22 protein-coding genes are annotated in these 20804 nt (G+C 65.2%); 6 read left to right on the top strand and 16 right to left on the bottom strand.

Annotated features, from left to right (window positions below):
* Positions 1 to 17 precede the first annotated feature (17 nt).
* From rsmA to lptF, 6 genes are read right to left on the bottom strand one after another with little or no spacing between them, the layout of a single operon-like run.
* Positions 18 to 860: a 16S rRNA (adenine(1518)-N(6)/adenine(1519)-N(6))-dimethyltransferase RsmA gene (rsmA, locus tag V7N12_RS01930; RefSeq protein WP_333712269.1), complete on the bottom strand. Its 843-nt coding sequence runs from the start codon at positions 858 to 860 to the stop codon at positions 18 to 20.
* Complete coding sequence (gene pdxA / locus V7N12_RS01925) at positions 857 to 1822, bottom strand: 4-hydroxythreonine-4-phosphate dehydrogenase PdxA (protein WP_333712268.1); 966 nt, start codon at positions 1820 to 1822, stop codon at positions 857 to 859. Before pdxA ends, rsmA begins: the two co-directional genes overlap by 4 nt.
* Positions 1822 to 3024 (bottom strand): peptidylprolyl isomerase, encoded by a 1203-nt coding sequence (locus V7N12_RS01920; protein WP_333712266.1) that lies wholly within the window; start codon positions 3022 to 3024, stop codon positions 1822 to 1824. Before V7N12_RS01920 ends, pdxA begins: the two co-directional genes overlap by 1 nt.
* A gap of 38 nt (positions 3025 to 3062) precedes the next feature.
* Entirely contained in the window at positions 3063 to 5162 is a 2100-nt protein-coding gene (locus V7N12_RS01915; RefSeq protein ID WP_333712264.1) for an LPS-assembly protein LptD, read from the bottom strand.
* Positions 5162 to 6256: an LPS export ABC transporter permease LptG gene (gene lptG / locus V7N12_RS01910; RefSeq protein WP_333712263.1), complete on the bottom strand. Its 1095-nt coding sequence runs from the start codon at positions 6254 to 6256 to the stop codon at positions 5162 to 5164. The genes V7N12_RS01915 and lptG overlap by 1 nt, the downstream gene beginning before the upstream one ends.
* On the bottom strand, positions 6253 to 7383 hold the full coding sequence (lptF, locus tag V7N12_RS01905; RefSeq protein WP_333712262.1) for an LPS export ABC transporter permease LptF: 1131 nt from the start codon (positions 7381 to 7383) through the stop codon (positions 6253 to 6255). Before lptF ends, lptG begins: the two co-directional genes overlap by 4 nt.
* A gap of 136 nt (positions 7384 to 7519) precedes the next feature.
* Here lptF and V7N12_RS01900 point away from each other — a divergent pair, with 136 nt between their 5' ends.
* Both V7N12_RS01900 and V7N12_RS01895 read left to right on the top strand, forming a co-directional pair.
* Complete coding sequence (locus V7N12_RS01900) at positions 7520 to 8986, top strand: leucyl aminopeptidase (RefSeq protein ID WP_333712261.1); 1467 nt, start codon at positions 7520 to 7522, stop codon at positions 8984 to 8986.
* Between the two features lie 9 nt (positions 8987 to 8995).
* Entirely contained in the window at positions 8996 to 9466 is a 471-nt protein-coding gene (locus tag V7N12_RS01895; protein WP_333712259.1) for a DNA polymerase III subunit chi, read from the top strand.
* Here V7N12_RS01895 and V7N12_RS01890 read toward each other — a convergent pair.
* The 4 genes from V7N12_RS01890 to V7N12_RS01875 form a co-directional block, all read right to left on the bottom strand.
* Positions 9449 to 9544, bottom strand: a complete 96-nt coding sequence (locus V7N12_RS01890; RefSeq protein ID WP_333712258.1) for a DNA polymerase III subunit chi — start codon at positions 9542 to 9544, stop codon at positions 9449 to 9451. The two genes, V7N12_RS01895 and V7N12_RS01890, sit on opposite strands and share 18 nt — an antisense overlap.
* Positions 9541 to 10119 carry a retropepsin-like aspartic protease family protein gene (locus tag V7N12_RS01885; protein ID WP_333712256.1) on the bottom strand — a complete coding sequence of 193 codons (579 nt, stop codon included), beginning with the start codon at positions 10117 to 10119 and terminating at the stop codon, positions 9541 to 9543. The genes V7N12_RS01890 and V7N12_RS01885 overlap by 4 nt, the downstream gene beginning before the upstream one ends.
* A 16-nt stretch (positions 10120 to 10135) precedes the next feature.
* Positions 10136 to 10765: a MarC family protein gene (locus V7N12_RS01880; RefSeq protein WP_333712254.1), complete on the bottom strand. Its 630-nt coding sequence runs from the start codon at positions 10763 to 10765 to the stop codon at positions 10136 to 10138.
* Between the two features lie 91 nt (positions 10766 to 10856).
* The gene (locus V7N12_RS01875) at positions 10857 to 12710 is read right to left on the bottom strand and encodes an ABC-F family ATP-binding cassette domain-containing protein (protein WP_333712252.1); all 1854 of its coding nucleotides are present in this window, start codon (positions 12708 to 12710) and stop codon (positions 10857 to 10859) included.
* Here V7N12_RS01875 and V7N12_RS01870 point away from each other — a divergent pair.
* Positions 12691 to 13722: a DMT family transporter gene (locus V7N12_RS01870; RefSeq protein ID WP_333712251.1), complete on the top strand. Its 1032-nt coding sequence runs from the start codon at positions 12691 to 12693 to the stop codon at positions 13720 to 13722. The two genes, V7N12_RS01875 and V7N12_RS01870, sit on opposite strands and share 20 nt — an antisense overlap.
* Here V7N12_RS01870 and V7N12_RS01865 read toward each other — a convergent pair.
* Entirely contained in the window at positions 13682 to 14992 is a 1311-nt protein-coding gene (locus V7N12_RS01865; protein WP_333712249.1) for an MFS transporter, read from the bottom strand. The genes V7N12_RS01870 and V7N12_RS01865 overlap by 41 nt on opposite strands.
* A 121-nt stretch (positions 14993 to 15113) precedes the next feature.
* Between V7N12_RS01865 and ndk the strand changes: the two genes are divergently transcribed.
* On the top strand, positions 15114 to 15536 hold the full coding sequence (gene ndk / locus V7N12_RS01860) for a nucleoside-diphosphate kinase (protein ID WP_333712248.1): 423 nt from the start codon (positions 15114 to 15116) through the stop codon (positions 15534 to 15536).
* Positions 15537 to 15582: 46 nt separating this feature from the next.
* Here ndk and V7N12_RS01855 read toward each other — a convergent pair whose 3' ends face one another.
* The 5 genes from V7N12_RS01855 to V7N12_RS01835 all read right to left on the bottom strand — a co-directional run bounded on the left by V7N12_RS01855 (position 15583) and on the right by V7N12_RS01835 (position 19739).
* On the bottom strand, positions 15583 to 15933 hold the full coding sequence (locus tag V7N12_RS01855) for a TfoX/Sxy family protein (RefSeq protein ID WP_333712247.1): 351 nt from the start codon (positions 15931 to 15933) through the stop codon (positions 15583 to 15585).
* Between the two features lie 111 nt (positions 15934 to 16044).
* Entirely contained in the window at positions 16045 to 16182 is a 138-nt protein-coding gene (locus V7N12_RS01850) for a hypothetical protein (RefSeq protein WP_333712246.1), read from the bottom strand.
* A 120-nt stretch (positions 16183 to 16302) separates the two neighbouring features.
* Entirely contained in the window at positions 16303 to 18444 is a 2142-nt protein-coding gene (locus V7N12_RS01845; RefSeq protein WP_333712244.1) for a DEAD/DEAH box helicase, read from the bottom strand.
* Between the two features lie 189 nt (positions 18445 to 18633).
* Positions 18634 to 19083, bottom strand: coding sequence for a hypothetical protein (locus V7N12_RS01840; RefSeq protein ID WP_333712242.1), 450 nt, complete (start codon positions 19081 to 19083; stop codon positions 18634 to 18636).
* A gap of 2 nt (positions 19084 to 19085) precedes the next feature.
* Positions 19086 to 19739 (bottom strand): alpha/beta hydrolase, encoded by a 654-nt coding sequence (locus tag V7N12_RS01835; RefSeq protein WP_333712240.1) that lies wholly within the window; start codon positions 19737 to 19739, stop codon positions 19086 to 19088.
* A gap of 164 nt (positions 19740 to 19903) precedes the next feature.
* Here V7N12_RS01835 and V7N12_RS01830 point away from each other — a divergent pair, with 164 nt between their 5' ends.
* Both V7N12_RS01830 and V7N12_RS01825 read left to right on the top strand, forming a co-directional pair.
* On the top strand, positions 19904 to 20362 hold the full coding sequence (locus V7N12_RS01830; protein WP_333712238.1) for an Rrf2 family transcriptional regulator: 459 nt from the start codon (positions 19904 to 19906) through the stop codon (positions 20360 to 20362).
* A 29-nt stretch (positions 20363 to 20391) separates the two neighbouring features.
* A partial coding sequence (locus V7N12_RS01825; protein WP_333712236.1) for an aminotransferase class V-fold PLP-dependent enzyme occupies positions 20392 to 20804 on the top strand: 413 nt, incomplete at its 3' end.

Here is a 20804-nt window from a genome sequence, read left to right as displayed (position 1 = left end):
CCCGGGAGAAAGAAGCCCTAGGCCGCGTCAAGCGCGCGGGCGAGGGCGCAGAAGGCCTCGAGCCCGACCTGCTCGGCGCGTTCCGTGGGGCTGACGCCGGCGCTGGTCAGGATGTCCTCGATCGCCGGATGCAGGGATTTCAGCGCCGACCGCAGCATCTTGCGCCGCTGGTTGAAGGCGGTGCCGACGACGCGGTTGAGGGTTGCGGGATCGGCGGGGAAGCGCGGGGCGGGCAGGGCCGTCAGATGCACCACGGCAGAGTGCACCTTGGGCGGTGGGCTGAAGGCCTCGGGCGGGAGTTCCAGAACGATGCGCGGATCGCTGCGCCATTGCGCCAGCAGCGCCAGCCGCCCGTAGGCCTTGCTGCCGGGGCGGGCGGTGATGCGGTCGGCGACCTCTTTCTGGAACATCAGCGTCAGGCTGTCCCAGAAGGGTGGCCAATCGGGCGGCGTCAGCCAGCGCACCAGAAGTTCGGTGCCGACGTTATAGGGCAGGTTGGCCGCGATCTTGATCGGCGGGGTCAGATGGGCCAGCGGGTTCACCGTCAGCGCGTCGCCGCCGATCACCTGAAGCCGTCCGGGGTAGCGGGCGGCGATTTCGGCCAGTGCGGGCAGGCAGCGGGGGTCTTTCTCGATGGCCAGCACCTTGCGGGCGCCTTCGGCCAGCAGACCGCGCGTCAGCCCGCCGGGGCCGGGGCCGATTTCCAGCACATCCGCATGACGGAGATCACCCGCCAGCCGCGCGATCTTGGCGGTCAGGTTCAGGTCCAGAAGGAAGTTCTGGCCGAGAGACTTTTTGGCGGCAAGCCCATGGGTCGCGATCACCGCGCGCAGGGGCGGCAGGTTGTCGATGCCGCTCATGTCCGGGGCTCGCGGGCGTCGGCCATGGTGGCGGCCATGCGGAGTGCGGCGATCATCGAGGCCGGATCGGCGATGCCCTTTCCCGCGATATCGAAGGCCGTACCGTGATCGGGTGACGTGCGGATGAAGGGCAGACCCAGCGTGATGTTGACCCCGCCCGCGAAATCCAGCGTCTTGATCGGGATCAGCGCCTGATCGTGATACATGCAGACCGCAGCGTCATAGCCCGCCCGCGCGCCTGCGTGAAACATGGTATCGGCAGAGAGCGGCCCAGTGATCGCCAGCCCCTCGGACCGCAGGGCATCGAGAACGGGGGTGATGAGGTCCTGCTCTTCCTGTCCCATCTTGCCGTTCTCGCCCGCATGGGGGTTCAGACCCGCCACAGCGATGCGCGGGGCGGCGATGCCGAAGTCGCGTTTGAGTGCGGCATGGGTGATCAGGATCGTATCCGTCAGCAGGCTGGCCGTCAGCTGTTGCGGCACATCCTTCAGCGGGATGTGGATCGTCGCGGGCACCACCCGCAGCGCGTCGCAGGCCAGCATCATCACCACCCGATGCCGGCCCGCCAGCGCGGCGAGATATTCGGTATGGCCGGGGTAGGCGAAAGCGGCCCCCTCGATCAGCGCGGCCTTGTGGATCGGTGCGGTGCAGAGCGCGCGGGCCCTGCCGTCCTGCACCAGCGCGACAGCATCGGCAATCGCGTCGATCACGCCCTGGGCATGGGCGGGATCGGGCTGGCCGGGGATTGCGGGCGGGCCGAAATCGCGCGCCAGCACGGTCAGCTTGCCAGGGCGCTGATCGGCGGGGTCATCCGTTTCGTGAACCGGCGTGCCCTTGGGCAGGTGGCGCGGGTCACCCAGCCAGACCAACGGCAGGTCATCCCCCAGTGCATGCCATGCCGCTGCCGCGATTTCAGGGCCGATCCCCGCCGGTTCGCCGCAACTGACCGCGACAGGGCGCATCAGGGCCGGATATCGGCGGCGGCCCGAAGGTCGGCGATCAGCGCATCGGAGAGCGCGCCCAGCCGCTGGCTGCGGATCTGGTTGGCGATGGCGGTGCGGTTCACCGCCTCGCTGCCCGTCTGGTTGCGCGCGCAGAGCATCAGGAACACCAGCGTTTGTCCGTTGTTGGTGGTCAGGTTGGTCGAGACCTCGCCCGGGTCAAGCCGGGCGAGTTCAAGCGCGATATCCGCGGCGATCTCGTCGGGTGGCAGCACCACACGGTCCAGCACCTCGCGCGGTTGGTCGCGGGCGATGCCATAAAGGTCATCGCAGGTGTCGGTGTCCGCCGCGACGTCAGCGGCGATGGCCAGGGCCTCGGGCGTGCGCCCGCCGGGTATGTAATAGGCGGCATAGTCGATGCTGGCGAGGGTGGTGTCGGGGCGGCGCGCCTCGCGCTGGCCGCGCTTCTGGAAGAAGGCGATACCGTTGGGAATCTCGATCGGCTCGGTCACCTCGCCGATATCGAGGTCCAGAAGCAGCGATGCGATCTGTGGCGGATAGTTCGACGCAGGCACCCAGTCGATCCGGCCGCCGTTTTCCCGCGAGGGCAGGGCCGAGGCCTGGCTGGCGGCGGTCGAGAATTCGTCGAAGCTGCGGATCCGTGAAATCCGCTGGGCCACTTCGCGCGCCCGCGCTTCATTCTGGGGGGTGACGACGATAATGATTTCGGACAGCAGGACTTCGATCTGGGTCGGGGCTGCGCCGGCCTGTGCAATGGCGCGGTCCACGTCCGCCTCGGTCACTGTGACTTCGCGGTTGAAGCGCCCGCGCACGAAATCGCGCCAGAGCGCGCCGATCTCGACAAAATCGCGCAAGGTTTCCGGGGCAATCCCGCGCGCGGCAAGGACACGCTCGAATTCGGGCAGGGTCAGGTTGGCGCGTTCGGCGAAGGAATCAAGTTCGGCCTGCAAGGCACCGGGGGCGATTTGCAGGTTGAAACGGGACATTTCCTGCTGTTTGAGCCGGTCCTCGATCAACCCCTCGCGGGCGATTTCGCGCAGATCGCCGGGAGTGTTGAAGGCTTCCAGCAAGAGCATCCGCTGGTTCAATTCAAAGTTCGTCACCGCGCGGTCATTGACCACGATAGCGACACCCGTCTGTCCCTGCGCCGCGGCGGTCACAGGGGCCAGCACCATCAGGGCCAATCCCAGAACGCCTGCCAAAGCTTTTGCGCAGCACCTTGTTCTACTTGTCATGCTTCTTAGTTCCCGCATCCTGTTGTCAGACCGCCCGCCGCGCGTCCGGTGGAAAAGCCGCCGATGCTGCCGCTGATCCCGAATGTCGTCGTCGGATCGACTGTATCGGAGGAAGCAAAGCGGCGCGAGGCGGAAACGTCAACCGTCACGCATTCGTTCTGCCAAGTCACGCCCAGATCAGCGCTGACGGGGCGGTCGGCGGCGATGTCATAGCGCCCGCCGACGTCCAGCGTCCATGTCTGGTTGATGGCGAAGACGGATTCGACGGTCCATTCCGAGATCGTTCCGGTCCGGCCCTCGCTCATGTCGGGACTTTGCCAGATGTAATTCGCCCCGAGCGTGATCCAGTCGTTGCGCCAGCTGATCCGGCTGTCGGCCACGTTCAGCCCGTCGTCGGCGTCCCAGAGACTGCGGGCGTCGAAGAGAAAGCCGCCAAGCCCGCTGATCTGTCCCGCCACCAGCCAGTCGGAGGCATCGCCATCAAGGCCCGAGGATGGGGTAAAGTCGGGGTCAGGCTCTTGCCGGATGACACGTCCGACCACCAGCGTGGTTTCCAGCCCTTCGGCGCCGAAGCGTGACCACGACAGACCGGCGGCCACTTGCGGGCCGGTCTGGACCGCGTCTTCACCGGCAAAGCGCGACAGGGCGAAAAGATTGGCGCGGTCCAGCTCGGTGCGGGTGCTGTCCTCGTTGGGCGGGGTGGCGCCATAGCTTTCGGCCCAGGCGACCTGGATCACCGGCTCGATCACCTGCGTGGCACCCGAGGCGCTGGTGGCGATCAGGGGCCAGCGCAGCGTCAGGCCGGCCGCGGGTGCGAACCGCAGGTCGGTGGCCGGATAGGCGCTATCGTCGGCCACGGCGAAAAGGTCGGCGCGGGCGGTCAGATCAGCCTCGGCCAGCACGCCTTGCGGCAGGATCCACGTGCGCGCCCATCGGCCCTCGCCGCCGCCGCGCAGGACGTCGCGGCCCTCGTCGCCGTCGGTGTTGCTGGTGCGGTAGGCGGCGTCGAGACTGGCGGTGTAGTGCAGGCGTCCGCCAAAGGGGCCGGCGCTGCTGCGGCTGTAGCTGAGGTCGGCCACCACCGGCGGCAGCGAGTCGCGGCTTTCGTCATTGCGCAGCGTTTCGTAGAAGGTCAGCCGGGTCTTGAAGAGCGTCCCGTCGCGGACCCGCAAGAGCGAGACGGCACTGTCAAGCCGGTCCTTGTCGGAATAGCCATAGGCGCTGAGATAGCCGGGGTCGCTGCTGCTCTCGACGTCGAAGTCAAGCTGGTAGCCATCGCGCAGGTCGAAATCCCCCGACATGAACAGATAAGCGCGGGTGCCGTCGAGAAGGGTGTCCTGGCTGATCGCGCCCTCGGCCTGAAAGGTTCCGTTGCGGAAAGCCTGCCGGTAGCGCAGTTCCAGCGTGCGGGTTTCCGGCGAGACATAAGGTGTCACGGTCAGATCGCGGCTATCGCCCAGCGTGAAGAAATAGGGCAGTTTCAGCCCGAACCCCAGACGGTTGGTATTGCGCTGCTGCGGCACCAGAAGGCCGGTCGCGCGGTCCAGCGTCGGATCGGGCAGGCGCATCCGTGGCACCCAGAGAACGGGGATGCCGCGAATGCGCAGGCTGGCGTCCTGAAAGTAGAGCTGGCGTTCGACATCGTCGTGGATCACGCGCGCGGCGCGGATTTCCCACAACGGCGGGCCATCGCCGCAGACGCGGCAGGCGGTGGCTGCGGTGTTGTAAAGCTGGGAATAGCGCCCCTCTTGCCGGTCGATCTGGTTGGCGACCAGTTGCAGTTGCTGATCCAGCACGATGCGGGCCCCCAGAAGGATGCCGTTCTCCAACTGCGGGTCGAGGTCGGCCCGCGACGCCGTCAGAAGCGTGCCATCGGCAAGCCGGATGACGATGGGGCCGGTGATCTGCAGCGTATCGTTCGCCTGATCGTAGAGGATCTCCGATGCCGAGAGTTCCGCGCCGTCATAAAAGGCCGTGACGTTGCCTGTCGCGATCAACTGGCCTGCGCCGTTCAGGATCACGCGGTCCGCGATCAGCTGCGCCGCCTGCTGCGCGCCAAGGCCAAGCGGCCAGAGCAAGGCCAGAACGAAGGCGAAAAGCCGCATCAGCCGTCCTCGTTGTGCAAAAGAAAGCCAAGCGACAGGCCGATGGCGGCGACCGGTGGCGCCCATGCCGCAAGAACGGCGGGCAGCTGGCCGTTCTCGCCCAGCACCATTGCGAAGTTGCGGATGAAATAGACCACAAAGGCCAGCACGATGGCGAAGAGCACCATCAGCCCCGTGCGTCCGCCCCTTTGGTGGCGCAGCGTGAAGCTGGCCCCGATCATCACCATGGACAACAGAAACACCGGCAGCGCCAGTTCGCTGTGAAACCAGACCAGATGGCGCTGTGCGGACAGTCCCGCCCGTTGCAGCCGTTCGATGAAGGCGGGCAGTTCCCAGATCGGGATGGATGAGGGCGCGCCAAAGCTGTTGCGGATCTCGTCCACGGTCAGTGTCGAGGGGATCTGGAAGACCTCGTGCAGGGTTGCTTGCGCTTCGGGGATGGCCACATCCGACAGCGGCCAGAGCTTCGCTTGAGTCAGCTCCCAACTGCCGGGCCGCAGGACCGCGCGCGCCGCCTCGATGCGCTGCACGGGATCGCCTGTGGTGGTGTAGGTCAGGAAGGTCACGTCGCGCAGTTCGGTGCCGTCGAGATTGGCGCTTTGCGCGCGAATGACCGTCTGGCTGACCTCCGACCCCTGTCTGAGCCAGAGGCCGGTGGACCCGATCGACAGGACCGAGGCATTGCCGCGCAGCGCATCGACGCGCGCCTCGGACTGCTTGGTCGTGCCCGCGACGATCGGGTTGAACACCGCCACGCTGACAAGGCCGATGATCAGGGAAACCGCCAAGGGCCCGGTCAGTGCGCGCAAGGCCGAACGCCCCGCCGCACGGGTCACCACCATTTCAGAGGACCGCGCAAGCCCCAGAAACAGCGCGATACTGGCCAGAATGACGATCAGCGGCATGATCTGGTAGACCGCCGCGGGCAGATTGAAGAGGGTCAGCACAAGAAGGTCACCGAAGGCCGCCTCACTTCCGCCAAAGCGCCGCAACTGGTCCACAAGGTCGATAAAGAGGATCATCATGAAGAAGATCCCCGTGATCCCCAGAAAGGTCCGCAAAAAGCGCCGGGCGAAATAGCGGTGCAGGATCATGTCGCAGGCCCCGCATCCCTGCGACGGCGCAACAAGTCGGGATGCGCGGCCCAGACCAGAAGTCCGGTCACGATCAGGGCCCCTGCGATGGTGGGAAGGTAGGCAGCGAACCACAGCCGCGCGTCCCCCCGCGAGGCGGTCAGCCCGACCGACTCGAACGCCTTGACGAGAATGATCAGGAAGATCGCCCCGACGATCTGTTTCCAGACGCCAAAGCGGCTGTAGCCGCCCACCATCAGCGCGGCATAGCCCAGCAGGGCCGCCATGATCCCCAAGAGTGACTGATTGATCCGGTCGTGCCCACGGCTGAGCAATTCCGCTTCGGTCTTGCGGGTTTCGGCGATGATGTCAGGTGTCGGGTTGATCAGCTCCCATGTGCTCAGATGGCTGTCCCTGCGCCCGCCTGCTGTCGGTGCCTCGATCAGGCTGCCGATGTTGTAGGCGAAATCGTCGAACCGCGTGGTAAAGAGCCGTCTGTCCTCTTTGCGCAGGGTCTGCACCATGCCGTTGATCATCACCAGTTGCGTCGTCTCGCCCTCGCGCAGCAGAAAGGCGCGGGAGGCGGTATAGATGATTTCCTCGCGCGCGGCGCGGTCATCGGACAGGAAGATGTCCAGCAGCTCGCCCTGCGGGGTGATTTCGCGGATGTAGAAGGTGACGCCGTCGATGGGCTCGATGAACTGGCCTTCGGTCAGCAGCCGCGTGGACAGGTTGGCGGCGATCTCGGATTGTCTTTCGGACAGTCGCGCGGCACTGAGCGGCACAAGGACGTGCATCAGAAGCGACATCATCACCGCCACGATCAGCCCGAAGTAAAGCACCGGCCGCGCCAGTCGCCATGGCGAATAGCCGGTCGCCTGCACCACGGTCAGCTCGCTTTCGGTGGACATGCGGTTGGTGACGTAGACGGCAGCGGCAAAGGCCGCGATGGGCAGGGCCAGCCGGATCACGCCGGGCAGCGAAAGGGCCGTGAATTCCAGAAACACCGCCGCCGACTGGCCGTCGGCGATCAGCCGGTCGAATAGGATCACCGCGCGGTTGATCCAGTAGATCAGGATCAGCACCAGACTGAAGAAGCCGAAAAGCACCATCAGTTGCGACAGCATGTATCTGTCAAATCGGGCCAATCCTGCCGCCTTTCCCTTACGCGCGTTGGCGGCAAACTAGCCCATGCCTGCGGCGGATTGAACCGCTATCTGTTCATCCCATCGGCAGTTGATAAGGTAGGCCGAAGATCAGCCGGAAAATGCCGAGGAGCCCGCAATGCCGACACCCGCCGAAATCCAGTTCAAGGACATCTCGCTCGATACGCTTGCCGATGCGGCGGGCGGGATCGTCGTCTTTGTGGGCGCAGACGGCAAGCTGGATCAGGGCGCGCGGCGGATCAACGCGCTAAGCCGCAAGGCGGTCGCGCGGTGCGTGGCCAGCCCGGCCTTCGAGAAGATGGCCGAGGGTGATCTGGTCTCGCTGGGGTATCCCTCTGGTCTGTCGGCCGAGGCGGTCTGCGTGGTCAAGCTGGGCCGCCGTCCATCGGTCAGCGCCGCGCGCAAGGCCGGTGCGCAGATCGCCAAGGCGCAAGGCAATGCCGATTTTGTGGTTCTGGCAGGCAATATCCAGCGCGCCGAGGAAATCGCCTTGGGTCTGGCCCTGCGCGGCTACAGCTTTGACGACCACAAGACCGCCGATCCCAAGCCCAAGGGCAAGGTCACCTTCATGGTCGCACGCCCCGAGGCGGTCGCCAAGGCGGCCGGTCCGCTCGCCGCCATCGCGGAAGGTGTGTTCTTCACCCGCGATCTGGTCAATGAACCGGCCAATATCCTGACCACCGATGATTTCGCCGCGCGGCTGGCGGCGATGCAGGAATTGGGTCTCGATGTGGAAATCCTCGAGGAAGATGACCTCAAGCGACTTGGGATGCGCACATTGCTGAGCGTCGGGCAGGGGTCCGACAGCCCGTCCAAGGTCGTCGTGATGTCATGGAAGGGCGGCGGCGACGCGGCCCCCTTTGCGCTGGTCGGCAAGGGTGTGGTTTTCGATACCGGCGGGATCAGCCTCAAGCCTGCGGGCGGCATGGAAGAGATGACGATGGACATGGGCGGGGCCGGTGTCGTGGCGGGGGTGATGCGGACGCTGGCGCTGCGCAAGGCCAAGGCGAATGTCGTCGGGCTGGTGGGGCTGGTGGAAAACATGCCCTCGGGCGGGGCGACGCGGCCGGGCGATGTGGTCAGGTCGATGAAGGGCGACACGGTCGAGATCATCAATACCGACGCCGAGGGGCGTCTGGTGCTGGCCGATGTGCTTTGGTACGCGCAGGAGCGGTTCAAGCCGGTGGGCATGATCAACCTTGCGACCCTGACGGGGGCGGTCATCACCGCGCTGGGGCATGAGAACGCGGGCGTGTTTTCCAATTCCGATGCGCTTTGCGACAGGTTCCTCAAGGCCGCTGCCGCCGAGGGCGAGGGGGCCTGGCGTCTGCCGCTGGCACCGGCCTATGACGCGCTGCTGAAATCGCGGATTGCCGATATGAAAAACGTGGGCGGCCGAACGGCGGGAGCGATCACGGCGGCGCAGTTCCTGCAACGGTTCGTGAAGGAAGACGTGCCGTGGATTCACCTTGATATCGCGGGCACGGCGGCGGTGAAGAAAGAGACGGCCCTGGCCCCGGCGGGTGCGACGGGATGGGGCGTTCTGGCGCTGAACCGGCTGATCGCCGACAATTACGAGGGCTGACAGGCAGACATGGGCGCGGTCTATTTCTACCACCTGACGGAAACGCCGCTCGAGGTGACCCTGCCCGTCCTTCTGGGCAAGGCGCGCGAGGCAGGCTGGCGCGTGCTGGTGCGCGGCACTGACCGGGCGGTGATGGACCGGCTCGATGCGGTGCTCTGGGAGCGACCCGAGGACGGTTTCCTGCCGCACGGGCAGGCGGGCGGGCCGCATGATGCCGCGCAGCCGATCCTGCTGGGGGATGCGCCGGCTGACGGTTTTGCCTGCGTGATGAGCGTGACCGGTGCCGCCGTGACCGCCGACGAGGTCGCGGCCTGCGCGCGGGTCTGCATCATCTTCGACGGGCAGGACGGCGATGCGGTGCAGCAGGCGCGCGACCAGTGGAAGAACCTGACCGCTGCCGGATGCCCCGCGCAATACTGGGCGCAGGATGGCGGGCGTTGGGTCAAGAAGGCCGAGACGCCCTCAGAAAGCGAAGCTTGAATCGAAATCGTCCGGCAGGGCCTGCGGCTGCGGCGCACAGGCGGCCAGAAGCCCGATCAGCACAAGAACGCGGATCATCGTTGCAGCACCAGTTGATTGCCGGACATCTCGATCCGGTCAAAGCGGGACAGATAGCTCATCCCCAGAAGCGAGCCCTCCATCGCGCCGCCGTTCACCACGGCGCTGACATCGCGGTCGACGATGCCTTCGAGGCTGACGGTTTCCAGGGTCACGGGGGCCGTGCGCACCTCGCCGTTGGCGGTGCGGGCGAAGCCGGAAAAGCGCAAGCTGTCGGGGTCAAGGCCGATGCGCACCGCGTCGCGTTGCGACAGCACGACTTGCGTGGCGCCGGTATCGACCACGAAATTGACAGGCGTTCCGGCGATATCGAGCGTCAGGTGAAAATGCCCGTCAGGGCTGCGCGGCACGGCGATGGTGCCGGCATCGACCAGCGATTGCTGCGGGGCGACATCGCTGCGGATATCTTCCCACAGGCCGTAGGCGGCAATGACGCCGACAAAGATCAGGGCCCAGATCGCCGCTTGCTGGGCCATCTTGCCCCACTCCTTGCGGCCCGCGACGATGGCCGACCCGCCGATGGCGGCGGCCAGAAGGACAAGATAGGTCAGTTGCAGGATCTGATCGGTGCTCATGGTCTGGATATAGGGCCTATCCGCCGATACCAAAGCCCCGCAGGCCATCAAGAACGAATTGCACCGCCAATGCGGCCAGCAGCATCCCCAGAACACGGGTCACGATATTGAGGCCGGTCTTGCCCAGCGCGCGTTCGATGGCGGGGGCGGCAAGGAAGGCCAGAAGGACGATCAGCAGCACCGAAAGGACCACCGCGGCAATGGCGACATGGCTGGCCGCCGTTTGCGACTGACCGGCCAGCAGGATCACGGTCGTGATCGCCCCCGGTCCCACGATCAGCGGCAGGGCGAGCGGGAAGACCGACGGATCCTCCTGATGTTCGGCCTGACCTTCTGCTGCGTTTTCCTCGCGGCGGGCCTGTCGTTTCTGGAACAGCATGTCGAGCGCCGTCAGGAACAAGAGGATGCCGCCCGCGATGCGGAAAGCGTCCATCGAGATGCCGATGAAGTTCAGGACCGCCTCGCCGGTAAAGAGAAAGAGCATCATCAGCGCCAAGGCCACAAGGAAGGCACGAATGGCGATGGCCCGGCGTTGGCCCGCGTCCATCCCTTGGGTCAGCGCGATGAAGACCGGCGCCAGTCCCGGCGGGTCGATGATGATGAAGAGCGTGGTAAAGGCTGTGATCAGCACGGGAAGTTCGGTCATTTTGCGTGCCCTTGTGATGTGACGATCAAATTTCTCGAAATTTGATGCCCTCCGGGGGGGATATTTTTGGCCAAAAGAAGCAAGGGGCCCGTCATGCCTTTTCGGCCTTTTCCAGCTTTTCCAAGGCCGCCATCCAGAGTGCCTCGGCCCTTTCGAGCCCTTCCATCACTTCGGCGTATTTCTTGTTCCATGTGGCCAGCTCGCCCGCCTTGCCGTCTTCATAGAGCGCAGGATCAGAGAGCTTCTTGGCAAGTTTGTCGCGCATCGCGTTGATTTTATTGACGCGCTCTTCGCATTTGCGCACCTCTGCCCGCAGGCTGAGGATCTCGTCACGGCTGGGTTTCGGCGCCTTGGGGGCGGCAGGTTTTTCCTTTTCGGCGGGCTTGTCGACCGACAGCAGCATCTTGCGGTAGGCTTCGAGGTCGTCCTCATAAGGCTTCACATGCCCGTCTTTCACCAGCCAAAGCCTGTCCGCGACCATCGACAGAAGGTGCATGTCGTGGCTGACAAGGATGACGGCACCCGAATAGGCGGTCAGCGCCTCGACCAGCGCTTCGCGGCTTTCGATGTCGAGGTGGTTTGTCGGCTCGTCGAGGATCAGCAGATGCGGCGCGGGCAGCGTGGCAAGCAGTAGCGACAGCCGCGCCTTTTGCCCGCCCGAGAGCCTGCCGACCTCGGTTTCGGCCTGATCGGCACCCAGGCCGAAGCCCGCCAGACGGGCGCGCAGTCTGGCCTGTCCTTCCTCGGGGCGTTCGCGCAAGAGATGCTGCAGGGGTGTTTCCTCGACCCGCAGTTCCTCGACCTGATGCTGGGCGAAAAAGCCGATGCGCAGCTTGTTGGACCGCACCATCTTGCCGCGCGCGACCGGCAGGCGGTCCGAGAGCATCTTGGACAGGGTCGATTTGCCCTCGCCGTTGCGGCCCAGCAGCGCGATCCGGTCGTCCTGATCGATGCGCAGGTTCAGATCGTGCAACACGATGTGGTTGCCATAGCCGACGGCGGCCGCTTCGGTGGCGATGATGGGGGGCGAGAGTTCCTCGGGTTCGGGGAAGGTGAAGACGGTGCGCGCGGCATCTTCGGGGGCGCGGATGGTTTCCATCTTTTCCAGCATCTTGACGCGGGATTGCGCCTGTTTCGCCTTCGAGGCCTTGGCCTTGAAGCGGTCGACGAAGGCCTGCAGGTGTTCGCGCTGCGCCTGTTGCTTCTTGGCGGCGGCGGCCTGCACGGCGCGGTTTGCGGCGCGTTGTCTGGCGAAGGTGTCGTAGGGGCCGGTATAGTAGATCAGCCCCTTGTTTTCGAGATGCAGGATACCACCCACCGACCGGTTCAGCAGTTCGCGGTCGTGGCTGACGATCAGGACCGTGTGGGGGTATCGGACCAGATAGGCTTCAAGCCAGAGCGCGCCTTCCAGATCGAGGTAGTTGGTGGGTTCGTCCAGCAGCAACAGATCAGGTTCGCTGAAGAGAACCGCCGCCAGCGCCACGCGCATCCGCCAGCCGCCCGAGAAGGCCGCGCAGGGCATGCGTTGTTCGTCCGGCGTAAACCCCAGCCCGCGCAGGATGGTGGCGGCGCGCGCCTCGGCCGACCATGCGTCGATATCGGCAAGCCGCGTCTGCACCTCGGCGATGCGGGTGGGATCGGTGGCGGTTTCGGCCTCGGCCAGCAGCGCTGCCCGCTCCTTGTCGGCCGCCAGCACGGTATCGATCAGGCTCACGTCATTGCCCGGCACCTCTTGGCTGACGCCGCCGATCTTCCAGCCCTTGGGGATGCTGACGCTGCCGGTATCCAGCACCATCTCGCCGCGGATGATCTTGAAAAGTGTCGTCTTGCCGGACCCGTTGCGCCCCACAAGCCCGACCTTGTGGCCGGTGGGGATCGTGACGGTGGCGTTTTCGACCAGTGTGCGGCCTTCGACGGAATAGGTGATGTCGGAAATCTTGAGCATGTCCCGCGCTATGATGGATCACCGCAGCGCGGTCAATGGGGCAGGGATGGCCTTCGGCATCGCCCCTCGCTACTGGTCTGTCATGGAATCATCGCGCCTGTCATTGCTTGCATCCCTGGTCGTTTTTCTTGCGGGGGCCTTCTGGGGCCTTTACTGGCTGCCCGTGCGCGGGATCGCGGGCCTGGGGCTGAGCGGCGCATGGGGAAGTGTTGCGGCGGGGCTGGCCGGGACGCTGGTTTTGTTGCCCTTCGCATGGCGCGCGCGGGCGGCCTTGCGGCGGGCGGACAAACTGGCGCTGGCCGCCACCGCCTTGGGCGGCTTTTCGTTCTTTCTCTATTCGGTCAGCTATATCTACGGACAGGTCGCCATCGTGGTGATCCTGTTCTTTCTGGCGCCCGTCTGGGCCACGCTGCTGGGCCGCTGGTGGATGGGCTGGCCGATCACCCGCATCCGCCTGCTTGTTCTGGTCTGCGGGCTTGCGGGGCTGGCGATGATGCTGGGCGGCGACGGGGCCTTGCCGGTTCCGCGCGCCTTGGGCGAGTGGCTGGGGCTTCTGGCAGGTCTCTTTTGGGCGGTGGCGAGTATCGGCATCCGCGTTCGCCCGACGATGCCGCCCGTGGCGGGGGCCTTCGTTTTCGTGGGCGGTGCCTTTGGCGGGGGGCTGGTGCTTGCACCTTTTCTCAGCGGCTGGCCGGGCCTTGCGGGACCGGCCGGTCTGGCCGGACTGGTGGGCGGGGTTGTCGTCACGGGGGCTTTCTGGTGGGCCTGTCTGCTGATCGGGATCATGTGGGCGACACCAAAGCTTGATCCGGCGCGCACCAGTATCCTGCTTATGGTCGAGGTGCCGGTCGCCGCCCTGTCAGCCGCGATCCTGATCAGTGATCACCTGACCGCGCCGCAGATCATTGGCGGGGCACTGGTGGTCGCGGCGGGCTTGCTCGAGGTGGTGCCAGCCAGACGCGCGCGCGCCATTAGCCATGTGTCGGCCAGACGTGGTGTTCATCGTCGATGATCAGGGCGTGCGTGTGCGTGTGCCCTTTGCCGGCAAGATGCGGGTGGTTGTCCGGCAGATCGGGGTGAGAGTGTGTCACCACGACCGGATCGCCCTCGGGCCAGACCCAAAGCGTCATACCGATGCCAAAGAGGCCGACCGCCGCGAGGATGCCCATGGATGCGGCCATGCCCCAAGCCGTCATCGTCGACCCCGCCAAGGGATAGGTGATCAGCCAGCAGACATGGCTGAGGGTGAATTGCGCGGTGAAGGCCGCCTGACGGTCCTCGCGGTGGGCAGAGCGTCGCAAGAGGCGGCCGCTGGGGGTGATGATGGCCGCATAGCCCAGACCCATCAGCGCCCAGACGATCAGGAACAGCGGCCATGACGGGGCCAGAACTGCCAAGAGCAGCATCAGCGCCGTCATCAGGGCCGCGCCGCCGATCATCACCGGACGGTCAGAGAGCGACCGCAAAAGCGCAGGCAGTGTCAGCGCGGCGGCCATCGAGCCTGCTCCAAAGCAGGCCAGCGCAAGGGCCACATCCCTGTCGGCAAGGCCAAAGCCCTCGCGCACGACCACGACGGTATTCACGATCACGAAGGCGCTGCCTGCGGCGGCGGTCAGCGTCAGGAACCACAGGCCGCGCAAGCGCGGCGTCGCGATATAGATACGGATGCCCCGTGTCAGCCGCGCGCGGAAGGGGCGGTCCTTGGGCGTGCTGCGCGCGGGCAGGGCGGTCCGCGCGATGATCAGCGCCGACAGCAGAAAGCCAAGAACGGTCCCCCCGAAAAGCCAGTGATAGCTGATCACCAAAAGCAGAAGGCCCGCGATTGCGGGGCTGAGCAGGTTTTCCAGATCATAGGCAAGACGCGACAGGGACAGGGCCTTGGCGTAGTCGTCTTCATCGCCGAGGATATCCGGGATCGTCGCCTGAAACGTGGGCGTGAAGACCGCACTGGCGGTTTGCAGCAGGAAGATCGCCAGATAGATCTGCCAGACCTCGGTGATGAAGGGCAGGGCAAGGGCGACGCAGGCACGGATCAGGTCGGCGGTGATCAGCACCAGCTTGCGCGGCACCCGCGCCACAAGCGCACCGGCGACGGGCGACAGGCCGACATAGGCCACCATCTTGACGGTATAGGCCGTGGCAAGCACGGCCCCGGCAGCGGCGCCGGCCAGATCGAAGGCCAGCAGCCCAAGCGCCACCGTCAAGAGCCCCGTCCCGACAAGGGCCAGCACCTGCGCGGCAAAGAGCCTGCCGAAGACCGGATGAAAAAGAAGCGCGACCATATGCGCAAGCTATCCAACTGATATCCGCCGCGCAATTTGGGTTTTCATGGCAAATCGCCCGTGGTAGGGCGCAGCCATCACATGAAAGGGCACGTCGCCCGACCGCAAACATGAGGCTCACATGGCTATCCAACGCACATTCTCGATCATCAAGCCGGACGCGACCAAGCGCAACCTGACCGGCCAGATCATCGCCAAATTCGAAGAGGCCGGCCTGCGCGTCGTCGCCTCCAAGCGCATCCAGTTGACGCTGGCACAGGCGCAGACCTTCTACGGCGTCCACAAGGACCGCCCCTTCTTCGACGAGCTTTGCGAATTCATGATCTCGGAACCGATCGTCGTGCAGGTTCTGGAAGGCGAAGACGCCATCACCAAGAACCGCGAAGTCATGGGCGCGACCAACCCCGCCGATGCCGCCCCCGGCACGATCCGCAAGGAATTCGCCCTGTCGATCGGTGAAAACTCGGTCCACGGGTCCGATGCACCCGAGACCGCAGCCGAAGAGATCGCCTTCTTCTTCTCGGGTCTGGAACTGGTGGGCTAAGTCGGGGTGAACCCCGACCTACGGGTCACGACATAAACCGCCCGCATCACCCCGATGCGGGCGGTTTTTCTTTTGGTGCGGCGATCACACCGATCTGGTCGAGGATCCGTTCCAGCTCTGACCGGCCCTGATCGAAACTGCCCGCCTTCAGCGCATCGAACCGCGCGCGCAGGGCTTTCTTTTCCTCGCCCTTGCAGTCGTTCCACGGGCGACCCTGCAAGGCCATGTGCAGCACATAATAGCCGATGAAATGCGGCCGCTCGCCGTTTTCCAGAAGCCTGGCATAGGCGGCGTCGGCGCCGATCTCGCGCAACTCTTCTGCGCTCATGATGCCTGCGGCGTTGAGGGATTTCTCGAACGCCGGACCGATGTTTCTGATCGTGCTGACTGCTGCCATGGGCCAAGATTATCCAAGGCCAAAAAAAGAGGCCAGTGAGGGCAAACCGAGGGTCTGGGAGGAGGACCCTGCGGTCTATCGGGCCTCACTGGCCCAGAAGGTGGTGCGCCGTCAGATGCTTGCGTAGTCGCGGAAGATGACGGACGATGTCGGCTGGGCGGGGATATCCTGCGTCTGCGTTGTCTGGGCAGGGGCAGGCGTATGCGCGCCGGGTTGCTGTGGTTGTTGGGTCTGTGGTGCATTGGCCATTTTGCTGGTCCTTTTGCGTGCTCGTGAAGACAGGTTACGTCGGGTCATGTGTTTCTGGCGAGATGCTATTTTCTTCAACACAGCCGACGCGTGACAAAAATGTAACCGGTGGTTGTCCGGTCAGGGCTTGCCGCGCCTTGGCGGCGCATGCGCCCCTTTGGCCAAGCCCTTGCGGGGCTTGGCTTTTCCACCCGGCGGGGTAAAGCGCTTGGAGGTATCCTTGGCATCTGTCTTGGGCCGGCTGTCGGCTGCAGGGCGGCTGTCGTGGCGGGGCTTGCCGTCAGGTTTGCCTGCGGATTTGCCCTTGAAAGGCGGTTTCTTGCCGTCCGCCTTGCCCTTGTAAGGCGGTTTGGCATCGCCGGACTTGCCCTTGTAGGGTGGCTTCGCATCGCCAGCTTTGCCCTTATAGGGCGGCTTCGCGTCGCCAGCTTTGCCTTTGTAGGGCGGCTTGCCGCCTTCGGGCTTGCGGTAGGGTTTGACACCTTCTGCCTTGGATTGATCGGCGGGACGTCCGGTGCCCTCTGCTTGTGCAGGTTTTTGACGCGGCTTGCGGGCCTTTTCGGCACCGCTTGAAGGCTCGGCACGCGCGGGGCGCTCTGGCCGCTCCGGTTTGCCGGGGGCAGCGGGCCGGTCGTCATAGTCGCGCTTGGTCTTGCGTGGACCGCGCGCCCCCAGTTGCGGCGCACCGTCCAGCGCGGTCAGTGTCGCCTGATTTTCGAGCGACATGTCAGGGCCGATCGCGCGCAGGAAACCCGCGACCGCAGGTTCTGCGATTTCGACGAAGGTTTCGGTGTCCTGAATCCGGATCGCGCCGATCTCGCGCTTGGTGATGTCGCCCGCCTTGCAGAGCATGGGCAAAAGCCAGCGCGCCTCGGCCTTGCCTTCGCGGCCGATGTCGATGCGGAACCAGCGGGACGGGCCGAAGGGCTGGGCCTCGCGTTTGCGATCGCTAGGCGGGGGTGTGGCGATATCGTCCGACAGGTCCTCGGGGGCCGAGACCTTGCCTGCATAGAGGCGCAGATAGGCGGCGGCGATCTTGTCGGGGGCGTGCTGGGCGAGCAGTTTGGCGGCGAAGGCGGTTTCGGCCTCGGTGAAGTCTTCCGACCAGACCGGATCGGTCAGCAGGCGCTCTTCATCACGGGCGGTGATCTCTTCGGCGGAGGGCGGCGTCGTCCATTCCGCCGAAAGCTTGCCCCATTTCAGCAGGTTCTCGGCGCGTTTGCGCATCTTGGGCGGCACGATCATCGCCGAAATGCCCTTGCGCCCCGCGCGGCCCGTGCGCCCCGACCGGTGCACCAGCGTCTCGGGGTTGGTCGGCAGTTCGGCATGGATGACCAGTTCGAGGTTCGGCAGGTCGATCCCGCGCGCGGCGACATCCGTGGCCACACAGACCCGCGCGCGCCCGTCGCGCATCGCCTGCAATGCGTTCGAGCGTTCCGATTGCGTCAGTTCACCCGACAGCGCCACAACCGAGAAGCCCCGGTTCGACAGGCGCGTCGTCAGCCGCGTGACCATCGCGCGGGTATTGGCGAAGACGATGGCGTTCGGCGCATCGTGAAACCGTAGCGTGTTGATGATCGCGGCATCGACGTCATGGTTGGCCACCTGCATGGCCAGATAGGCGATATCCTTGTGCTGGCTTTCCTTCGCGGTCGTCGTCACCCGCAGCGCATCGGTCTGGTAGCTTTCGGCCAGCTTGGCGATCGCAGGCGGCACCGTCGCCGAAAACAGCAGGGTGCGGCGGTCGTCCGGGGCGCTTTCGAGGATGAATTCGAGATCCTCGCGAAAGCCGAGGTCGAGCATCTCGTCCGCTTCATCCAAGATGACCGCGCGGATCTGCGACAGGTCGATGGTATTACGCATGATGTGGTCACGCAGGCGGCCGGGGGTGGCCACCACGATATGCGCCCCGCGTTCCAGCGCGCGCCGTTCGTCGCGGAAATCCATGCCGCCGACACAAGAGGCCAGCTGCGCGCCTGCATCTGCATAGAGCCATGCAAGCTCGCGTTTGACCTGCATCGCCAGTTCGCGCGTGGGCGCGATCACCAGGGCCACGGGTGCTGTCGTCGGCGCGAACAGCCCATCCGCGGTCAGGATCGTCGGCCCGATGGCCAGACCGAAACCGACGGTCTTGCCCGAGCCGGTCTGCGCCGAGACCAGCAGATCACGGGTCTCCAGCCCTGCCGCTGTCACCGCCTCTTGGACGGGGGTGAGGGTGTCGTAGCCCTGTTTTGCAAGGGCGTTGGCAAGGGTGGTGATCATCGGGGAATGTGGCTTTCGGTCGTTCGTGGGGGGCACTACGCTTGTGCGCGGGGTTTGTATAGGGGCAATCGCTGCAATGGGGGCTTTGCCCCCGTCCCGGATGGGATCCGGGCCTCCCCCAGGATATTTTCGGGCCAATAATGGAGCAAGAGCGCCGCGGGCCTTGCAGCAGGCCGCGTTGCGCTGTCGTTACCGCTGGACGCGGCGGGGCATCCCGATGCCGGCGCGTTTGAGCTTGTCGAGCGCCTCGTCGGTGGCGGCCTTGCCGTCATCATCGGGGCTTTTGGCCGGTTCGGGTGCCACGTCCTGCGGTTCAGTGGCGGTGTCGGATTTCTGCGGTGTCGTGATTGCCGGAAGTTCGATGGCCACGTCTTCGGCCGGCGCGTCCTCTGCCGAGGGGGTTTCCACGGTGACGTCCGCGTAGCCCGTCTGCGCGCGCTTTTCGAGCATGGCGCGCGCGCGGGCTTCGGCCTTGCGGACACGGACGGCGGTCAGGAACGCCTCTTCCAGGGTCTGCGAGGAGGATCCCAGCACCTTGGCGATCTTGTCGACGATGGTGATGTCGCCCGATGCGATCTCATCGGCGATGGCGAGATCGGCGATCTCGCCTGCAACCCGTTCGACATAGCTGTCGGCCATGGCTACCTCGTGCTTTCGGTCAGGCGGCGGCGGACGTAGGCGCGGACGTGGTCGATCATCGGGTCCATATGCGGGTCCTCGAAGAAGTGCCCGGCCCCGTTCATCACCTCATGCGTGATGGTGATGCCCTTCTGCTCGTGCAGTTTGTTGACGAGGCTGACGGTATCCTGTGGCGGCGCGACGCGGTCGTTGCTGCCGTTGATGATCAGTCCCGACGAGGGGCAGGGGGCGAGGAAACTGAAGTCATACATGTTCGCGGGCGGGCTGACCGAGATGAAGCCGGTGATCTCGGGGCGGCGCATCAGAAGCTGCATGCCGATCCAAGCGCCGAAGCTGAACCCGGCCACCCAGCAATGCTTGGAGTTGGAGTTCATCGATTGCAGATAATCCAGAGCCGAGGCGGCATCCGAAAGTTCGCCCACGCCCTGATCGTATTCGCCCTGGCTGCGCCCCACGCCACGGAAGTTGAACCGCAGAACGGTGAAACCCATGTTGTAGAAAGCATAATGCAGGTTGTAGACGACACGGTTGTTCATCGTGCCGCCGAATTGCGGATGCGGGTGCAGCACGATCGCGATCGGGGCGTCGCGGTCCTTTTGCGGATGATAGCGGCCTTCGAGGCGGCCTTCCGGTCCGGGGAAAATGACTTCGGGCATTGTTTGTCCGTTTATGGTCGTGTGGCGAAATTCTTGACGAAAACGCTCAGGCACCTTAGAAAGATTCTAATCTGGGCGATTGCCCAAATGTCGCAGGCCTTTCAAGTAAAGTCGCAGGTCTGCGGCGTCAATGCCGTTCGGCGGCGGAATGATCGGGATGGGCGATGAAACTGAGCACCAAAGGCCGCTATGCGATGGTGGCGCTGGCTGATCTGGCGTTGCAGGACGCCGAGGGCCCTGTGAACCTGACCGAGATTTCCAGGCGTCAGGATATCTCGCTGCCCTATCTGGAGCAGCTTTTCGTCAAGCTGCGCCGGGCGGGGCTGGTGGTTTCGGTGCGCGGTCCGGGGGGTGGTTACCGGCTGGCGCGGCCCGCCTCGGCGATCCGTGTGTCCGAAATTCTGGGTGCGGTGGATGAAACCGTCTCGGCCATGCACAAGGGGGCGGGGGCCTCGGGTGCGGCGTCGGGAAGCCGCGCGCAGTCGATGACCAACCGCCTTTGGGAAGGGCTGAGCGCCCATGTCTATGTATTTCTGCATCAGGCGCGCCTGTCCGATGTGGTGGGCAATGAACTGGCGCCCTGTCCGGCGGTGCCTGCGCTTTTCGAAGTGATCGATGAATAGGGGTGCTGCCCCGGGGACCAAATGGCAGGATGATGCGCACCTATCTGGATCATAACGCGACCACCCCCCTGCGCCCACAGGCGCGGGCGGCGATGCTTGCGGCGATGGATCTGTTGGGCAACCCCTCGTCCGTGCATGCCGAGGGGCGGGCGGCCAAGGCGCTGATCGAGACAGCGCGCGCGCAGGTGGCGGCGGCCGTGGGCGCGTCGAATGCCGATGTGGTCTTTACCTCGGGCGCGACCGAGGCGGCGGCCCTCGCGCTGGCGGGGCGCGGGTTGCAGGCGGGTCCGATCGAACATGATGCGGTCCATGCCTGGGTTGATCCGGTCTTGCCGGTTGTCGCGGGCACGGTGCAGGTGGCGGACCCCGCGCGGTCGGTGCTGCAACTGGCCAATTCCGAGACGGGGATCGTGCAGGACCTGCCGCAGGGGCTGGCGGTCAG

Origin of the sequence: Yoonia sp. (assembly GCF_036770585.1) — a bacterium.
GTDB lineage: Bacteria > Pseudomonadota > Alphaproteobacteria > Rhodobacterales > Rhodobacteraceae > Yoonia.
The sequence above is the reverse complement of the archived record's forward strand: the minus strand, read 5'-3'. Positions and strand labels throughout refer to the sequence as shown.

Excerpts from the sequence above, each read along its gene's own strand:
- rsmA (WP_333712269.1), bottom strand. The coding sequence starts at position 860 with ATGAGCGGCATCGACAACCTGCCGCCCCTGCGCGCGGTGATCGCGACC.
- pdxA (WP_333712268.1), bottom strand. The coding sequence starts at position 1,822 with ATGCGCCCTGTCGCGGTCAGTTGCGGCGAACCGGCGGGGATCGGCCCT.
- V7N12_RS01915 (WP_333712264.1), bottom strand. The coding sequence starts at position 5,162 with ATGCGGCTTTTCGCCTTCGTTCTGGCCTTGCTCTGGCCGCTTGGCCTT.
- lptG (WP_333712263.1), bottom strand. The coding sequence starts at position 6,256 with ATGATCCTGCACCGCTATTTCGCCCGGCGCTTTTTGCGGACCTTTCTG.
- V7N12_RS01900 (WP_333712261.1), top strand. The coding sequence starts at position 7,520 with ATGCCGACACCCGCCGAAATCCAGTTCAAGGACATCTCGCTCGATACG.
- V7N12_RS01895 (WP_333712259.1), top strand. The coding sequence starts at position 8,996 with ATGGGCGCGGTCTATTTCTACCACCTGACGGAAACGCCGCTCGAGGTG.
- V7N12_RS01890 (WP_333712258.1), bottom strand. The coding sequence starts at position 9,544 with ATGATCCGCGTTCTTGTGCTGATCGGGCTTCTGGCCGCCTGTGCGCCG.
- V7N12_RS01885 (WP_333712256.1), bottom strand. The coding sequence starts at position 10,119 with ATGAGCACCGATCAGATCCTGCAACTGACCTATCTTGTCCTTCTGGCC.
- V7N12_RS01880 (WP_333712254.1), bottom strand. The coding sequence starts at position 10,765 with ATGACCGAACTTCCCGTGCTGATCACAGCCTTTACCACGCTCTTCATC.
- V7N12_RS01870 (WP_333712251.1), top strand. The coding sequence starts at position 12,691 with ATGTCGGAAATCTTGAGCATGTCCCGCGCTATGATGGATCACCGCAGC.
- V7N12_RS01875 (WP_333712252.1), bottom strand. The coding sequence starts at position 12,710 with ATGCTCAAGATTTCCGACATCACCTATTCCGTCGAAGGCCGCACACTG.
- V7N12_RS01865 (WP_333712249.1), bottom strand. The coding sequence starts at position 14,992 with ATGGTCGCGCTTCTTTTTCATCCGGTCTTCGGCAGGCTCTTTGCCGCG.
- ndk (WP_333712248.1), top strand. The coding sequence starts at position 15,114 with ATGGCTATCCAACGCACATTCTCGATCATCAAGCCGGACGCGACCAAG.
- V7N12_RS01855 (WP_333712247.1), bottom strand. The coding sequence starts at position 15,933 with ATGGCAGCAGTCAGCACGATCAGAAACATCGGTCCGGCGTTCGAGAAA.
- V7N12_RS01850 (WP_333712246.1), bottom strand. The coding sequence starts at position 16,182 with ATGGCCAATGCACCACAGACCCAACAACCACAGCAACCCGGCGCGCAT.
- V7N12_RS01845 (WP_333712244.1), bottom strand. The coding sequence starts at position 18,444 with ATGATCACCACCCTTGCCAACGCCCTTGCAAAACAGGGCTACGACACC.
- V7N12_RS01840 (WP_333712242.1), bottom strand. The coding sequence starts at position 19,083 with ATGGCCGACAGCTATGTCGAACGGGTTGCAGGCGAGATCGCCGATCTC.
- V7N12_RS01835 (WP_333712240.1), bottom strand. The coding sequence starts at position 19,739 with ATGCCCGAAGTCATTTTCCCCGGACCGGAAGGCCGCCTCGAAGGCCGC.
- V7N12_RS01830 (WP_333712238.1), top strand. The coding sequence starts at position 19,904 with ATGAAACTGAGCACCAAAGGCCGCTATGCGATGGTGGCGCTGGCTGAT.